General features: G+C 72.7%; 12 protein-coding genes. 10 read left to right on the plus strand and 2 right to left on the minus strand.

The window, feature by feature from the left end; all coding sequences use genetic code 11:
• Positions 1 to 208: 208 nt before the first annotated feature.
• Positions 209 to 1204, minus strand: coding sequence for a quinone oxidoreductase (locus tag MHY29_RS07195; RefSeq protein ID WP_224354616.1), 996 nt, complete (start codon positions 1202 to 1204; stop codon positions 209 to 211).
• A 98-nt stretch (positions 1205 to 1302) separates the two neighbouring features.
• On the opposite strand from MHY29_RS07195, the gene argC reads away from it, so the two are divergent.
• From argC to argR, 6 genes are read left to right on the plus strand one after another with little or no spacing between them, the layout of a single operon-like run.
• Positions 1303 to 2343: an N-acetyl-gamma-glutamyl-phosphate reductase gene (gene argC / locus MHY29_RS07200; RefSeq protein ID WP_239239456.1), complete on the plus strand. Its 1041-nt coding sequence runs from the start codon at positions 1303 to 1305 to the stop codon at positions 2341 to 2343.
• Entirely contained in the window at positions 2340 to 3500 is a 1161-nt protein-coding gene (argJ, locus tag MHY29_RS07205; protein WP_224354618.1) for a bifunctional glutamate N-acetyltransferase/amino-acid acetyltransferase ArgJ, read from the plus strand. The genes argC and argJ overlap by 4 nt, the downstream gene beginning before the upstream one ends.
• A 9-nt stretch (positions 3501 to 3509) precedes the next feature.
• Complete coding sequence (gene argB / locus MHY29_RS07210; protein ID WP_224354619.1) at positions 3510 to 4526, plus strand: acetylglutamate kinase; 1017 nt, start codon at positions 3510 to 3512, stop codon at positions 4524 to 4526.
• Positions 4523 to 5851 (plus strand): acetylornithine transaminase, encoded by a 1329-nt coding sequence (locus tag MHY29_RS07215; protein WP_239239459.1) that lies wholly within the window; start codon positions 4523 to 4525, stop codon positions 5849 to 5851. Before argB ends, MHY29_RS07215 begins: the two co-directional genes overlap by 4 nt.
• Positions 5848 to 6819, plus strand: a complete 972-nt coding sequence (argF, locus tag MHY29_RS07220) for an ornithine carbamoyltransferase (RefSeq protein ID WP_224354621.1) — start codon at positions 5848 to 5850, stop codon at positions 6817 to 6819. The genes MHY29_RS07215 and argF overlap by 4 nt, the downstream gene beginning before the upstream one ends.
• A complete protein-coding gene (argR, locus tag MHY29_RS07225) occupies positions 6819 to 7304 on the plus strand; it encodes an arginine repressor (protein ID WP_224354622.1) in 486 nt (161 codons plus the stop codon). Before argF ends, argR begins: the two co-directional genes overlap by 1 nt.
• A 205-nt stretch (positions 7305 to 7509) precedes the next feature.
• On the opposite strand, the gene rpf is transcribed toward argR, so the two are convergent.
• Positions 7510 to 8244, minus strand: coding sequence for a resuscitation-promoting factor Rpf (gene rpf / locus MHY29_RS12385; RefSeq protein ID WP_286670214.1), 735 nt, complete (start codon positions 8242 to 8244; stop codon positions 7510 to 7512).
• A gap of 634 nt (positions 8245 to 8878) precedes the next feature.
• Between rpf and MHY29_RS07240 the strand changes: the two genes are divergently transcribed.
• The 4 genes from MHY29_RS07240 (at position 8879) to tyrS (ending at position 15522) form a co-directional block, all read left to right on the plus strand.
• Positions 8879 to 10120, plus strand: a complete 1242-nt coding sequence (locus tag MHY29_RS07240; RefSeq protein ID WP_239239462.1) for an argininosuccinate synthase — start codon at positions 8879 to 8881, stop codon at positions 10118 to 10120.
• 83 nt (positions 10121 to 10203) lie between these two features.
• A complete protein-coding gene (gene argH / locus MHY29_RS07245; RefSeq protein WP_239239465.1) occupies positions 10204 to 11664 on the plus strand; it encodes an argininosuccinate lyase in 1461 nt (486 codons plus the stop codon).
• 153 nt (positions 11665 to 11817) lie between these two features.
• Positions 11818 to 14100 (plus strand): UvrD-helicase domain-containing protein, encoded by a 2283-nt coding sequence (locus MHY29_RS07250; protein WP_239239468.1) that lies wholly within the window; start codon positions 11818 to 11820, stop codon positions 14098 to 14100.
• A 93-nt stretch (positions 14101 to 14193) separates the two neighbouring features.
• A complete protein-coding gene (gene tyrS, locus MHY29_RS07255; protein ID WP_370643473.1) occupies positions 14194 to 15522 on the plus strand; it encodes a tyrosine--tRNA ligase in 1329 nt (442 codons plus the stop codon).
• The last annotated feature ends 652 nt before the right edge of the window (positions 15523 to 16174 follow it).

Here is a 16174-nt window from a genome sequence, read left to right on the forward strand (position 1 = left end):
TGAACTACATCGAGACCTACCAGCGCTCCGGCGTCTACGCCGTCCCGCACCCCTTCACCCCCGGGAGCGAGGGGTCGGGCGTCGTCGTCGCGCTGGGCCCCGGCGTGGGAGTGAGGACGGGGCGGGGGACGACGCGCGGGCGGTCCAGGACCGACCCAGCCTAGTTCACCTGTTGTTCACCTGGGGTGGGGGACCCGCCACACGGTCGTCAGGAGAGGGGGAGCAGCACCTTGCCCGTGGTGGCCCGCGACGCCAGCAGGGTGTGCGCGCGGCCGGCCTCCGCCAGGGGCACCCGGGCGCCGATCCGCACGTCCAGCGCGCCGGCGGACCAGGCGTCGAAGAGCTCTCTGCCGCGCCAGGCGGTCTCCTCGGCGGTGCGGGTGTAGTGGGCCAGGGACGGCCGGGTGACGTAGAGCCCGCCGCCGGAGTTCAGCCGCTGGAGGTCGAACGGGGGCACCTGGCCGGAGGCGCCGCCGAAGAGCACCAGCGTGCCCCGCACGCGCAGGGAGGCCAGCGAGTCCTCGAAGGTGTCCGCACCGACGCCGTCGAACACCGCGTGGGCGCCCTCACCGCCGGTGGCGTCCAGGACGGTCTGCCGCAGCTCGGCGTAGGGCACAGCCGCGGAGGCCCCGGCGGCCGCCGAAAGCGCGCGCTTGTCCTCCGTCGAGGCGGCCGTGATGACCGTGGCGCCCCGGGCCGCGGCCAGCTGGGTCAGGAGCAGGCCCACGCCGCCGGCCCCCGCGGTGAGGGCGACGACATGCCCGGGCTCCACGGGGAACGTGGAGCGGCACAGGTAGTGGGCGGTCATGCCCTGCAGGGGCAGCGCGGCGGCGTCGGCCAGGTCCACGCCCGCGGGCACGTGCAGCAGCTGGTCCGCCGGGGCCGTGAAGTGCTCGGCGTAGGTGCCGCGGCCGGCGGCGGTCGCCACGCGCGCGCCCCGCAGCGCCTCGTCCACGCCGGGGCCCAGCGCGACGACGACGCCCGACCCCTCGCTCCCGGGGGTGAAGGGGTGCGGGACGGCGTAGACGCCGGAGCGCTGGTAGGTCTCGATGAAGTTCAGGCCCGCCGCGGCCGTCCGCACCAGCACCTCTCCGGCGCCGGGGGTCGGGACGGCGGTCTCGGTCCAGCGCAGGACCTCGGGGCCGCCGACCTCCTCGGCGATGATCGCGTGGTGGCGGGCGGGGATCTCGGCGTGGGTGCTCATGCTCCGCACTCTAGGTGCCCCCGGGGGCGGCGGACGAGCGCGCCGTCGTACTTCGCATAGATATTCCAGCCTCTGCATAGATGCGCTAGGGTGACGCCATGACATTCACCGTCGCCGTCTCCGGGGCCAGCGGCTACGCCGGGGGAGAGGTCCTGCGCCTGCTCGCGGGCCACCCCGAGGTGCAGATCGGCGCCATCACCGCCCACTCCAACGCCGGCGAGCGCCTGGGCTCCCTCCAGCCGCACCTGCACGCGCTCGCGGACCGCGTCCTCGACGACACCACGGCGGACGTCCTGGCCGGGCACGACGTCGTCGTCCTCGCCCTGCCGCACGGCGCCTCCGCGGCCGTGGCGGCGGAGCTGGCCGAGCGGTCCCCACGGACCCTCGTCATCGACGCCGGAGCGGACCACCGCCTCGAGTCCGCCGCCGACTGGGAGCGCTTCTACGGCACGGACCACGCCGGCACCTGGCCCTACGGCCTGCCCGAGCTGCCGGGGCAGCGGGAGAGGCTGGCCGGGGCCACGCGCATCGCCGTCCCCGGCTGCTACCCGACCACCTCGATCCTCGCCCTCGCCCCCGGCTTCGCCGCCGGGCTGCTGGAGCCGCGGGACGTCGTCATCGTCGCCGCCTCCGGCACCTCCGGCGCGGGCAGGGCCGCGAAGCCGCACCTGCTCGGCTCCGAGGTCATGGGCGGCATGAGCCCCTACGGCGTGGGCGGCGGCCACCGGCACACCCCGGAGATCGAGCAGGGCCTCGCGCAGGCCGCCGGCGAGCCGGTGCAGATCTCCTTCACGCCCACGCTCGCCCCCATGCCCCGCGGCATCCTCGCCACCGCCACCGCCCGCCTGAAGGAGGGCGTGACCGCGGACCGGGTCCGGGCCGCGTGGGAGGACGCCTACGGCCCCGAGCGCTTCGTCCACCTGCTGCCGGAGGGGCAGTGGCCGACGACGAAGGCCGTCGTGGGCTCGAACCACGTCGTCATGCAGCTCGCCGTGGACCCCCACGCCGGCCGTGTGATCGTCACCGCCGCCCTCGACAACCTCACCAAGGGGACCGCCGGCGGCGCCCTCCAGTCCATGAACATCGCCCTCGGCCTGCCGGAGCAGCTGGGGCTCGAGATCCAGGGGGTCGCGCCGTGAGCGTCACCGCAGCACAGGGCTTCCGCGCCGCCGGCGTCACGGCGGGCCTGAAGCCGTCCGGGAAGCCGGACGTCGCCGTCGTCGTCAACGACGGCCCGTCCCACACCGCCGCCGGCGTGTTCACCACCAACCGCGTCGCCGCCGCCCCCGTGCGGTGGTCTCGGCAGGTGCTGACGGACGGGCGCGCCGACGCCGTCGTGCTCAACTCGGGGGGCGCCAACGCCGCCACCGGGCATGCCGGCTTCCAGGACGCCCACCGCACCGCCGAGCACGCCGCCGAGGCGCTGGGCGTGTCAGCGGGGGACGTCGTGGTCTGCTCGACCGGCCTGATCGGCGAGCGCCTGCCGCTGGACACGCTGCTGGCCGGCGTGGACGCGGCCGCCGCGGGGCTGGCGGAGGACGGCGGGGCCGACGCCGCCCTGGCCATCATGACCACCGACACCGTGCCCAAGGAGGCGCAGGCCTCCGGCGAGGGCTGGACCGTCGGCGGCATGGCCAAGGGCGCCGGCATGCTGGCCCCGGGCATGGCCACCATGCTCTGCGTGGTCACCACCGACGCCGACCTGCCGGCCGCGGCCCTCCGGGCCGCCCTCGAGGAGGCCGTGCGCACCACGTTCAACCGCGTGGACTCGGACGGCTGCATGTCCACGAACGACACGGTCGTGCTGCTCGCGTCCGGCGCGTCCGGCGTGGCCCCCGAGCCCACGCAGTTCGGCGCGGCCCTCCACGCCGTCTGCGCGGACCTGGCCCGTCAGCTCGTCGGCGACGCCGAGGGCGCCGGGCATGACGTCCTCATCCGCGTGGTCAACGCCTCGGACGAGGACGCCGGCGAGGCCGTGGCCCGCGCCGTCTCCCGTTCCAACCTGCTCAAGACCGCCATCTTCGGCCAGGACCCCAACTGGGGCCGGGTCATCTCCGCGGTCGGCACGGTCCCGGAGGAGGTGGCCCCCTTCGACGCCGACGCCCTGGACGTCTCCTTCAACGGGGTGCAGGTGTGCCGGGCCGCCGGCGTCGGGGACTCCCGCGCGGGCGTGGACCTCTCCGGCCGCGAGGTGGTCATCGAGATCGACCTCCACGCGGGCGACGCCGTCGTGGAGCTGTGGACCAACGACCTCACCCACGACTACGTCCACGAGAACTCCGCCTACTCCACCTGAGGTGACCCCATGACCGGCCAGCCCGCCCCCGCCGACCCCACCACGCCGTCCGTGCCCGTGCTCTCCACGGCGCAGCGGCTCGAGCGCGCCGCCAGCAAGGCCGAGGTGCTCGTCGAGGCGCTGCCGTGGGTCCAGCGCTTCGCCGGCGCCACGATGGTGATCAAGTACGGCGGCAACGCGATGGTCTCGGACGAGCTGCGCCGGGCCTTCGCGGAGGACGTCGTGTTCCTCCACCACGTGGGCGTGCACCCCGTGGTGGTCCACGGCGGCGGCCCGCAGATCAACGCGATGCTCGAGCGGCTGGGCATCGAGTCCGAGTTCCGCGGCGGCCTGCGCGTCACCACGCCGGAGGCCATGGAGGTCGTCCGCATGGTGCTCACCGGACAGGTCGGCCGCGAGCTCGTCGGGCTGATCAACTCCCACGGTGCGTATGCGGTCGGCTCCTCGGGCGAGGACGCCGGGCTGTTCCGCGCCCGCCGCACGGGCGCCGTCGTGGACGGCGAGACCGTGGACCTCGGCCTGGTGGGCGAGGTCACCGCGGTGAACCCGGAGGCCATCCGGGACGTGATCGACGCCGGCCGGATTCCCGTGGTCTCCTCGGTCGCCCCGGAGATCGGGGACGACGGCGAGCCCACCGGGGAGGTGCTCAACGTGAACGCGGACACCGCCGCCGCGGCCCTGGCCGCCGGGCTCGGGGCCGCGAAGCTCGTGCTCCTCACGGACGTCGAGGGGCTCTACGCCGACTGGCCGGACCGTGACTCCCTGATCAGCTCCCTCACGGCGAGCCAGCTGCGCGGACTCCTTCCGGGCCTGCAGTCCGGGATGATCCCCAAGATGGCCGCGTGCCTGCACGCCGTCGACTCCGGCGTCCACCGTGCGCACGTGGTGGACGGCCGCCGCCCGCACTCGATGCTGCTCGAGGTGTTCACCTCGGACGGCGTCGGCACGCAGGTCGTCCCGGATCCCACCCCCGCCACGCGACCCGCGTCGGCGCCCACCACCGCCACCGCCCAGGAGGACGCATGAGCACCGCACCCGGCACCGATCCCGCGGCCCCCCAGGAGGAGCTGCTGGCGCGCTACGCCCACGCACTGACCGGCGTGTTCGGCGCCCCCGCACGCGCGCTCGTACGCGGCAGCGGCACGTCCGTCTGGGACGCCGACGGGCGCGAGTACACGGACCTCGTGGCCGGCATCGCCGTGAACTCCCTCGGCCACGCCCACCCGGCGGTCGTGGAGGCCGTCTCGCGGCAGGTGGCCACCCTCGGCCACGTGTCCAACCTCTTCACCTCGGAGCCGCAGGTCCGGCTGGCCGAGGCCCTCCTGGACCGGGCCGGCCTGCCCGAGGGCTCCTCGGTCTTCTTCTGCAACTCCGGCACCGAGGCCAACGAGGCCGCCCTCAAGCTGGCCCGCCGCCACGGCACGCAGGATCCCACCGGACGCCGCACGCGCGTCCTCGCCATGGAGCGCGCCTTCCACGGCCGCACCATGGGCGCCCTGGCCTTGACCCACAAGGAGGCCTACCGGGCGCCGTTCGAGCCGCTGCCCGGCGGTGTCGAGTTCATCGCCGGCGGCGACGCCGGGGCCCTCGCCGCGGCCCTCGCCCCCGACGCCGAGGGCCGGACGGTGGCCGCCGTCGTCCTCGAGCCGGTCCAGGGCGAGGCCGGCGTGCATGGCTGGCCCGCCGCATACCTCGCCCGCGTTCGGGACCTCACGCGTGAGGCGGGCGCGCTGATGATCCTGGACGAGGTCCAGTCCGGCGTCGGCCGCACGGGCACCTGGTTCGCCTTCCAGAACCCGCAAGTCACGGGGTCCGGCGCGCCCGTGGTGCCGGACGCCTTCACTCTGGCCAAGGGCCTGGGAGGCGGCGTGCCGATCGGCGCGCTCGTCTCGGTGGGCCCCCAGGTCTCCCGCCTGCTCGCCCCGGGCCAGCACGGCACGACGTTCGGCGGGAACCCGCTGGCCACCGCCGCGGGCCTCGCGGTCGTGGAGACCCTGGAGGCCGAGGGGCTGCTGGACCACGTCCGCACCGTCGGCGCCCGGCTGGCCGAGCGCCTCGAGACGCTCGCCGAGGTCACGGCCGTCCGCGCCTACGGCCTCTGGATCGGCGTCGACCTCGCCGACGACGCCGCCGCGTCCCCCGCGGGCGGTCTCGCCCCGGCCGTGGTGCGGGCCGGCCTGGACGCGGGCTGGATCCTCAACGCCACCGGACCCCGCACGCTGCGCCTGGCCCCGCCCCTGAACGTGGAGGCGGCGGACCTCGACCGCTTCGCGGACGCCCTGCCCGCCCTGGTGCACGCCGCCCGCGCCGCCGCTCCGACTCCCCACGCTCCGAAGGAGGAGACCGCATGACCGCCGCCCCCGGCACCGACGTCCCCGTCCGCCACTTCCTCGTGGACACGGACCTGAGCCCCGCCGAGCAGGCGGAAGTCCTGGACCTGGCCCTGGAGATGAAGGCGGACCGCTTCCGCCACCGCCCGCTGGCGGGCCCGCAGACCGGCATCGTGTTCTTCGACAAGACGTCGACCCGCACCCGGGTGTCCTTCGCGGCCGGCATCGCCGACCTCGGCGGCACCCCGCTGATCGTGAACCCGGGGGAGTCGCAGCTGGGCCACAAGGAGTCCATCGCGGACACGGCGCGCGTCCTCGAGCGCATGGTCGGCGTCATCGTGTGGCGCACCTACGCCCAGTCCGGCCTGGAGGAGATGGCGGCGCACTCGCGCGTGCCCGTCGTCAACGCCCTGTCCGACGACTACCACCCGTGCCAGCTGCTGGCCGACCTCCTCACCGTGCGCGAGCACAAGGGCCGCACGCGGGGCCTGACGATGGCCTATCTGGGCGACGCGGCCAACAACATGGCCAACTCGTACCTGCTGGGGGGCGTCACGGCGGGCATGCACGTACGCGTCGCCGGCCCGGAGGGCTTCCTGCCCGACCCGGCAGTCGTGCGCGCGGCCGAGGAGCGGGCCGGGGAGACCGGTGGATCCGTGCTCGTCACCACGGACGCGGCCGCCGCGCTGGACGGCGCGGACGTCGTCGTCACGGACACCTGGGTGTCCATGGGCCAGGAGGACGAGAAGGAGGAGCGCCTTCGCCTGTTCGCGGACTACCGCGTGGACGCTGCCGCCATGGCCCGCGCCGCCTCCGACGCGGTCTTCCTGCACTGCCTCCCGGCCTACCGCGGCTACGAGGTCACGGAGGACGTGATCGACGGGCCGCAGTCGGTGGTGTTCGACGAGGCGGAGAACCGGCTGCACGCGCAGAAGGCGCTCATGGCGTGGCTGCTGTACCGCTCGGGCCTGGCCCAGGACCCCCGTTGATGGCCACGCCGGCGACGAAGACCGCCCGCCAGGCGGCCATCCGGGACGTCCTGCAGACGCGCGCCATCCGGTCGCAGGCCGAGCTCTCGGACGCCCTGGCCGAGCGTGGGCTGTCCGTCACCCAGGGCACGCTGTCGCGCGACCTCGTCGACCTCGGCGCCGTGCGCCTGCGCGGGGCCGAGGGGATGGTCTACGCGGTGCCGGCCGACGGCGAGGAGGCCGTGGCCGGGCGCAGCGCCGAGTCACAGACGGGGCGGCTCGCGTCCATGGCGCGCGAGCTGCTCCTCTCCGCCGAGCCGACGGAGAACCTGGTCGTCCTGCGGACCCCTCCCGGGGCCGCGCAGTTCCTCGCCTCCGTCGTGGACCAGGCGCGCGTCGAGGGGATCGTGGGCACCATCGCGGGCGACGACACGGTGCTGCTCATCACGGCCGGCACGCGGGAGGCCCCCGCGGTGGCCGCCCGCCTGCTCGGCATGGCCGGCTGAGCCCTCCTGACGGCACGAAGGCCCCCGGGGACCACGTCCTCGGGGGCCTTCTCATGCCCGGAGCCGTTGCACGCCCTTCTGAGGCCCGGTCGTGACGGTGGAGTCGCAGAAGATCGCTGGAGTCCTGCGCGGCCGTCTGGACGGCATTCAGGGGCGACGAAGGCCCCGTCCCAGCGGGACGGGGCCTTCGATCGCGAGGAGTGGATCAGGCGGTGGGGAGCACGAGCTCCTGGCCCACGTAGATCACGGAGGCGTCCTCGATGATGTCCTTGTTGGCCTCGTGCAGGGCCTTCCAGCCGCCGGCGACCTTGTGGGTCTTGGCGATCTTCCACAGGGAGTCGCCCGGCTTCACGAAGACGGTGTCCTCGGCGGCGGCCAGCTCGGTGGCATTCTCGGTGTTGGCCTTCTCGGCGGCCTTCAGCACGGACTTGGGGGTGTGCGCGGCGGCAGCGGCGCGCTGGGCGGCGGCCTTCTCGGCGGCGCGCTGCTCGGCGGCGGACTGCTCGGCGGCCCAGTCCTGGGCGGCGGAGGCGGACGCCTGGGTGGACTGGCGCTGCACCGGGGTGGTGGAGTACGCGTCCGGGGCGGTGTCGGCGCCGGAGAGGCCGGCCTTGACGGAGCACACGGGCCAGGCACGCCAGCCCTGCATATCCTGCAGGATCTCGGCGCGCTTGATCTGCTCGGCCTTGGAGGCCTCGTGCGGGTAGCCGGTGCCGCCCACGCCGCGCCAGGAGGTCAGGGAGAACTGCAGCCCGCCGTAGTAGCCGTTGCCGGTGTTGATGGCCCAGTTGCCGTTGGACTCGCAGGCGGCGATCTTGTCCCAGGTCTCGACGGACGCGGCCTGCGCCGGGGCGGCGAAGGCGGCGGCGGCACCGACCAGGGTCATGCCGGTCAGGGCGGTGGCGGTGGCACGGCGGGAGGAGGTGGTGAAGAAAGTCATGTCGAAGAGAGGTTCGAGATCCTGCCTGTCCGGTCGCGGCTGCGTTCCGGAGGGTCGTCTACTCCTTGGTCGGGTCAAAGACTCCGTCGACGCGAGACGACCCTCAGCGGGCGGCCGGCGGAGCTTCGATCCGGGATCGACGTGTGCGCGTCGCGGGCTGGCCCGGGACTCGGTAACGGTTCGATCACGAATCGGCTACGGAAGAGTCAACGCCCCGAGGTGGGGGAGCGTCAAATCGCGGTGTGGACGACCTCAGCGGTCGGCGTCCTTCCGGCTCCTGGATGTCGATATGTCCATTGCGGATCGGTTAGGAGTGGACAAAATGACGTCATGGAGACGATGAGAGCGCAATCGGTCACTTCTTGCCCCTCCAGCTCCTGGGCGTGTCGGCAGAGATCCACCCGTGACAGCCCGTGGGTGGAAGATGTCTGAGCTGTTTGTTCGCTGTGGATGCCGCGCGACCGCCCGGTGTGCAGGAGTCGTCCTCCTTCGGCTCTGCTCGCCAGGCATATTCCGCACATTGCATAGATATGCATACGACCGCTAGGATCGGGGCGACAACGCCTCAGGCTCGCGCCCCGCGCGGCCGCCAGAGGGCGGCCGGGAGCATGTCCTCTATATAAGGAGAAGAATCGTGAAGGATCGCATCGTCCTCGCCTACTCGGGCGGCCTGGACACCTCCGTGGCCATCGGCTGGATCGGCGAGGCCACGGGTGCCGAGGTCGTCGCCGTCGCCGTGGACGTGGGCCAGGGCGGCGAGTCCCTGGAGACCATCCGACAGCGGGCGCTGGACTGCGGCGCGGTCGAGGCCTACGTGGCCGACGCCCGTGACGAGTTCGCGGAGCAGTACTGCATGCCCACGCTCAAGGCCAACGCGCTCTACATGGACGCCTACCCGCTGGTCTCGGCGATCTCCCGCCCCGTGATCTCCCGCCACCTGGTGGCCGCGGCCCGTCAGTTCGGCGCCTCAACGGTCGCCCACGGCTGCACCGGCAAGGGCAACGACCAGGTCCGCTTCGAGGTCTCCATCCAGACGCTGGGCCCGGACCTCAAGTGCATCGCGCCGGTCCGCGACCTCGCCCTGACCCGCGAGAAGGCCATCGAGTACGCCGAGCGCAACGAGCTGCCGATCGCCACGACCAAGAAGAACCCCTTCTCCATCGACCAGAACGTCTGGGGCCGCGCCGTGGAGACCGGCTTCCTCGAGGACATCTGGAACGGCCCCACCAAGGACGTCTACGACTACACCGACGACCCGGCCTTCCCGCCGGCCCCGGACGTGGTGACCATCGCCTTCGAGCAGGGCGTCCCCACGGCCCTCGACGGCCGCGCCCTGTCCGCCCTGGAGATCATCGAGGAGCTCAACCGGCGCGCCGGTGCGCAGGGCGTGGGCCGGATCGACATCGTCGAGGACCGCCTGGTGGGCATCAAATCCCGTGAGATCTACGAGGCCCCGGGTGCGATGGCCCTCATCGCCGCCCACCGCGAGTTGGAGAACGTCACCCTCGAGCGCGAGCAGGCCCGCTTCAAGAAGCAGGTCGACCAGCGCTGGACCGAGCTGGTGTACGACGGCCAGTGGTTCTCCCCGCTGAAGAGGAGCCTGGACACCTTCATCGACGACACGCAGAAGCACGTCAACGGCGAGATCCGCCTCGAGCTCCACGGCGGACGCGCCACCGTCCAGGGCCGCCGCTCGGAGACCGGCCTGTACGACTTCAACCTGGCGACGTACGACGAGGGCGACTCCTTCGACCAGTCCTCGGCCCGCGGGTTCATCGACATCTACGGCCTGTCGGCGAAGACCGCGTCCGAGCGCGAGCAGCGGCTCGGCGGTGCGGCCGACTTGGCCGACGTCGCGCGCCTGAGCAACGACTGACCATCCCGCACCGCGGACGACGGCGGCCGGCCCCGCACCGGGACCGGCCGCCCTCGTCCGTCCGACCTTCAAGGAGACCTGCAGTGAGCGAGAACAGCACGCCGCGCCATGGCACCAACGAGGGCGCCCTGTGGGGCGGCCGGTTCGCCGGCGGCCCGTCCGAGGCCCTGGCGGCCCTGAGCAAGTCCACGCACTTCGACTGGCGCCTGGCGCCCTACGACATCGCCGGCTCGCGCGCGCACGCCCGGGTGCTGCACACTGCGGGGCTCCTCACGGCCGACGAGCTCGCCGGCATGATCGACGCGCTCGACCGCCTGGAGGCCGACGTGCGCTCGGGCGCCTACGCCCCGGCCGAGTCGGACGAGGACGTCCACGGCTCCCTCGAGCGCGGCCTGATCGAGCGCGCGGGCGCCGAGCTGGGCGGCAAGCTCCGCGCCGGCCGCTCCCGCAACGACCAGGTCGCCACCCTGGGGCGGATGTTCCTGCGGGACCACGCACGCGTCGTGGCCCGGGGCGTGCTGGCCACGGTGGACGCGCTCGTGGAGCAGGCCGAGGCGCATCCCTTCGCGCCCATGCCCGGCCGCACCCACCTGCAGCACGCGCAGCCGGTCCTGCTCTCGCACCACCTGCTGGCGCACGCCTGGGCGTTCACCCGCGACCTGCAGCGCCTCGTGGACTGGGACGCGCGGGCCGCCGTCTCGCCCTACGGATCCGGCGCCCTCGCCGGGTCCACGCTGGGCCTGGACCCGAACGCCGTGGCCGCCGAGCTCGGCTTCGACTCCGCCGTGTGGAACTCGATCGACGGGACCGCGGCGCGCGACGTCTACGCGGAGTTCGCGTGGGTCGCGGGCATGATCGGCGTGGACCTCTCCCGGATCTCCGAGGAGGTCATCTTCTGGGCCACCAAGGAGGCCGGGTTCGTGCGCCTGCACGACTCCTACTCGACCGGCTCCTCGATCATGCCGCAGAAGAAGAACCCGGACGTCGCCGAGCTGGCGCGGGGCAAGGCGGGTCGGCTCATCGGCGACCTCGCCGGCCTCATGGCGACGCTCAAGGGTCTTCCGCTGGCCTACAACCGGGACCTGCAGGAGGACAAGGAGCCGGTGTTCGACGCCGCAGACACCCTCGAGCTGCTGCTGCCGGCCGTGTCCGGCATGATCGCCACGCTGTCGTTCAACACGGAGCGCATGGCGGACCTCGCACCCCAGGGCTTCGCGCTGGCGACGGACATCGCGGAGTGGCTCGTCCGCCAAGGTGTGCCGTTCCGGGTGGCCCACGAGCTCTCAGGTGAGGCCGTGCAGGTCGCCGAGTCGCGCGGTGTGGAGCTGTGGGACCTCACGGACGCGGAGTACGCCGGGATCTCCGCGCACCTCACGCCGGCCGTGCGCGAGGTCCTGAGCACGGAAGGCTCGCTGAACGCCCGCCGCGGCCAGGGCGGCACCGCGCCGGAGGCCGTGGCCGAGCAGCTCGCCGCGCTGAAGGCGGCACTCGAGCCGCTCCGCGCCTTCGCTGCGTCGGCCGGGTCCGTGGTCGACGCCGGCTGATGTGTGCCCGGGGCCAGGGCACGCCCCGGCCCCGGGCGTCCACCATCCGTCCATGCCGCGTTCACGTCGCCGGTTGTACGATGGATGGTCCCGTTCCGCCGCGGGGCCGCCCGACGCCGGCGGCCGCGCCCCGACCGCATGAGGTTGCCCCCGATGACCGACACCGTGTCCTCCCGCCAGGCGGAGCTCGAACTCGAGCGGGAGCGGGTGGCCGTGCGCTACGCACGGCTGGACGCCCTCCGGGCGGAGAAGGAAGAGCAGCTGGCCCGGGTGCGGCGCTCCGGGTTGCAGGGGTCCGTGCAGAACCATTCGGAGCGCGACGCGTTCGCGAGCCTCTATGAAGACCGCCTCGCTCAGCTGTACGCGGTGGACGAGCGCCTCGTGTTCGGCCGCCTGGACCTGGACGCGGACGATGCGGGCGACGTCGAGCAGCGCTACATCGGCCGCATCGGCCTCACCGACGAGGGCCAGGAGCGCCTTCTCGTGGACTGGCGCGCCCAGGAGGCGGGGGCCTTCTACCAGGCGACGGCGGCGCGGCGTCTCGGCGTGGGCCGGCGCCGCCACCTGCTGCTGCGCGGCCGTGAGGTCCGCGACTTCGAGGACGACGTGCTCGACCCGTCGCTGATCGCCGAGGGCGCCGCCGGGGCCCAGTCCCAGGGGGCGCTCCTGGCGGCGGTGACCGCCCGGCGGACGGGCCGCATGGGGGACATCGTGGCCACGATCCAGGCGGAGCAGGACGAGGTGATCCGGGCGGACACCTCGGGCGCGCTCGTCGTGCAGGGCGGTCCGGGCACCGGCAAGACGGCCGTGGCCCTCCATCGCGCGGCCTATCTGCTCTACACCCACCGGGACCGGCTCGCGAAGTCCGGTGTCCTGGTGGTGGGCCCGTCGAACGCCTTCATGCGGTACATCGAGCGGGTGCTCCCGTCCCTGGGCGAGACGGGCGTCGTCATGGCCTCCCTCGGCACGCTCATGCCGGGCGTCCAGGCCGGGCCGGACCGGTCGGCGCGCGCGGCGGAGCTCAAGGGCCGGCTGGAGATGGCCGACGTCGTCGCCGCCGCCGTCGCGCAGCGGCAGCGGCTGATCCCGGAGACCCGCAGGCTCGAGATCGAGGGGACGGTCGTCAAGCTGAAGCCGGCGATGGTGCGGCGGGCCCGCGACCGGGCCCGGGCCGCGGGCAAGCCCCACAACGAGGCGCGGACGACCTTCGTGAAGATCCTCGTCCGCGAGCTCGCGGAGAAGCTCAGGAAGAAGCTCGAGAAGTCCTCGGGCGTGCCCGTGCAGCGTGATCTGCTGCTGGAGGACGTCCGCACGGCCCGGGACGTCCGCGTGGCCCTGAACCTGTGCTGGATGCCGCTGACGCCGCAGAAGCTGGTGGGTGACCTGCTCACCAACGAGCACCTGATCCGGGCGGCGGCGCCCGGGCTGTCCGACGGCGACGTCGCGGCCCTCCTGCGCACGGACCCGGACGCGTGGGTCGAGTCCGACGTCCCGCTGCTGGACGAGGCCGCCGAGCTGCTCGGCGAGCTGGAGGAGCCCCGCCGGCCGGGGGAGTCGGAGGCGCAGCACCGCCGCAACGTGGAGAACGCGCAGGCCTCCCTGGAGAACATGCACCAGACGCTCGCGGAGCTCGGCGTGGACGGGGTCGTGGATGCGGAGCAGCTGGCGGCGGCCAACGAGGTCCGCGCCGTGCGTCGCACGACGGCGGAGCAGGCCGCGCACGACCGCACGTGGACGTTCGGGCACGTCGTGGTGGATGAGGCCCAGGAGCTCTCGCCCATGCAGTGGCGGCTCCTGGCCCGCCGCTGCCCGCTGAAGTCCTTCACCGTGGTCGGAGACATCGCGCAGGCGTCCCGCCGGGACGGCGCGCGGTCGTGGAAGGACGTGCTCGGACCGGAGTTCGGCGACCGGATGCGCCTGGAGGAGCTGACGGTGAACTACCGCTCGCCCGCGCGCATCACGCGCTGGGCCGCCCAGGTGGCGCAGGCGGCGGGCCTGGAGATCAGCTCGCCTGAGGCCGTGCGCGAGGGGGAGCACGAGCCGCTGCTGACGGTGGAGCCCGGCGCGGACCCCACGCGTCTGGCCCAGCGGGCCGTGGCGGCCGAGCGCGGACGGGTCGGGGACGGACTCGTGGCGGTCATCGTCCCCGCCGACGACGCCGCGGAGCATCTGACCCACCTGCAGGATCGGTGGGGCTCCCTCGTGGACCGGGCGCCGGCCCCGGGGGTGGAGGTCGTGGTGGTCACGGCGCGGGAGACGAAGGGCCTCGAGTTCGACGCGGTCGTGCTCGTGTCCCCGGAGCGGATCGTGGCCGACGCCGACGGCGTCGTGGGCGACCTGTACGTCGCGATGACGCGGTGCACCCAGTCGATCAGCGTCGTGAGCGGCGCCGCCGAGGAGGAGTTGCCCGCCGGGCTCATGCCGGTCCCCGCCTGAGTCGGGCGTCGGCTGCCGTCGCGGCACTCCTCCGCGCGTCGTCGTCACGGAGCCGCACGCGGTGGATAGGGTGAACCCGTGGCTGAGACGACCGTGACCCGTGCAGAGCGCCTGCGGCAGCAGGCCAACGACCCCTCCTTCGAGAACGTCTGGCAGGAGCTGACGTGGCGCGGCCTGGTGCACGTGTCCACGGACGAGGCGGCGCTGGAGGAGGCCCTCGTCGGGGAGCCGATCAGCTACTACTGCGGCTTCGACCCCACGGCCCCGTCCCTCCATCTGGGGCACCTGGTGCAGCTCCTCCTCATGCGCCGGCTCCAGCTGGCCGGCCACCGGCCCGTCGCGCTGGTCGGCGGGGCCACCGGGCTCATCGGCGACCCGCGGCAGACCTCGGAGCGGGTGCTGAACACCCGGGAGGTCGTCCAGGAGTGGGTGGAGTCCCTGCGCGCACAGATCGAGCCCTACCTCTCCTTCGAGGGGGACAACGGCGCCCGCATGGTGAACAACCTCGACTGGACCGCGGGCATGAGCGCGCTCGACTTCCTCCGCGAGGTCGGCAAGAACTTCCGCGTGGGCACCATGGTCAAGAAGGAGATCGTGGCCAAGCGCCTGCACTCGGAGGAGGGGATCTCCTACACCGAGTTCTCCTACCAGGTGCTGCAGGGCAACGACTTCCTCGAGCTCTACCGGCAGCACGGGGTGACCCTGCAGTCCGGCGGCTCGGATCAGTGGGGCAACCTGACCTCGGGCACGGAGCTGATCCGCAAGGTGGAGGGCGCCCATGTCCACGCGCTCGGCACACCGCTGATCACGAACTCCGACGGCACGAAGTTCGGCAAGTCCGAGGGCAACGCCATCTGGCTGGACGCGGACATGTGCTCCCCGTACGCCTTCTACCAGTTCTGGCTCAACACGGCCGACGCCGACGTCGTCGACCGCCTGAAGGTCTTCACCTTCCTGACCCGGGCCGAGATCGAGGAGTACGCGGCCAAGGTCGACGCCGAGCCGTTCCGTCGCGAGGCACAGAAGCGCCTCGCCTGGGAGGTGACGGCTCTGGCCCATGGCGAGGAGGCGACGCGGACGGTGATCGACGCGTCCGCCGCAGTGTTCGGGGGAGGGGACCTGTCCGAGGTCGACGTCGACGTCCTCTCGGCCGTGCTGGCGGAGCTCCCTCAGGCGGACGCAGCCCAGTGGGGGACCGCCGGCAAGCCGACGGCGGTCGAACTGCTGGTGTCGACCGGGCTGGTGTCCTCCAACTCGGAGGCGCGGCGCACCATCAAGGAAGGCGGCGCGTCGGTGAACAACGTCAAGGTCGCCGACGCCGAGCAGGTCTTCGGTGCAGATGAGGCCCTGGCCGGCCGCTACCTGCTGGTGCGCCGGGGAAAGAAGAACATGGCTGCGGCCGACCTCCGATCGGGGGAGTGACGCACGGCATACGAGGGAGTCGCCGTCGAGGGACGGCGACCATGCCGGGAAGACACCCCGGGATCCGCGGGAATCCGCGGATCCCGGGGTGTCGCCGTTCCACCTCGCCCTCGATTTGGCGTTCGTCCTCTGGTAGGGGTAGAGTTCTTTCTCGTGCTGAGGCGCGGTTCGGGGTTTTCCGGGCGGTGCTGGTGAGTAGCCGAGCATGACTTTCAGGGTCTGGCGCATGGATCGCAGTCCTGGGTTGTCGGTTCACCGGGCATGCATTCCCTGTTGAGGGGGTGGGTATTCTTGAGAAGATGGTCTGGTTTGACTGACTGGGATCGTGTGGTAGGGTCTTCTGGTCCTTCCTTGTTCTTCGTTGGATGGTGGGTGTGCTCGTCAGAGCGGCTTGACATTGATGGAGAACGTGGTAAGGTTGACTGGCCCGCCATGGTGAACGGCTGCTGACGGCTTCGGGAACGGAGTTGACACGGTGTGTGAACATGGTAGGCTTGTGAAGTCCTGAACTGCTGAGAACAGCGTATCGACGCCGGCATGGTGTTGACAGTCTGAATCGGATGATCTAGGATGGAGAAGTTGCTCCGGAGCGAAGCACCGCGGAATGGCGTGGTGGGGAGGCCGGAAGCGCCTGTTGTTTGAGAACTCAATA

Source organism: Micrococcus sp. ACRRV (genome assembly GCF_022346985.1).
GTDB lineage: Bacteria > Actinomycetota > Actinomycetes > Actinomycetales > Micrococcaceae > Micrococcus > Micrococcus porci.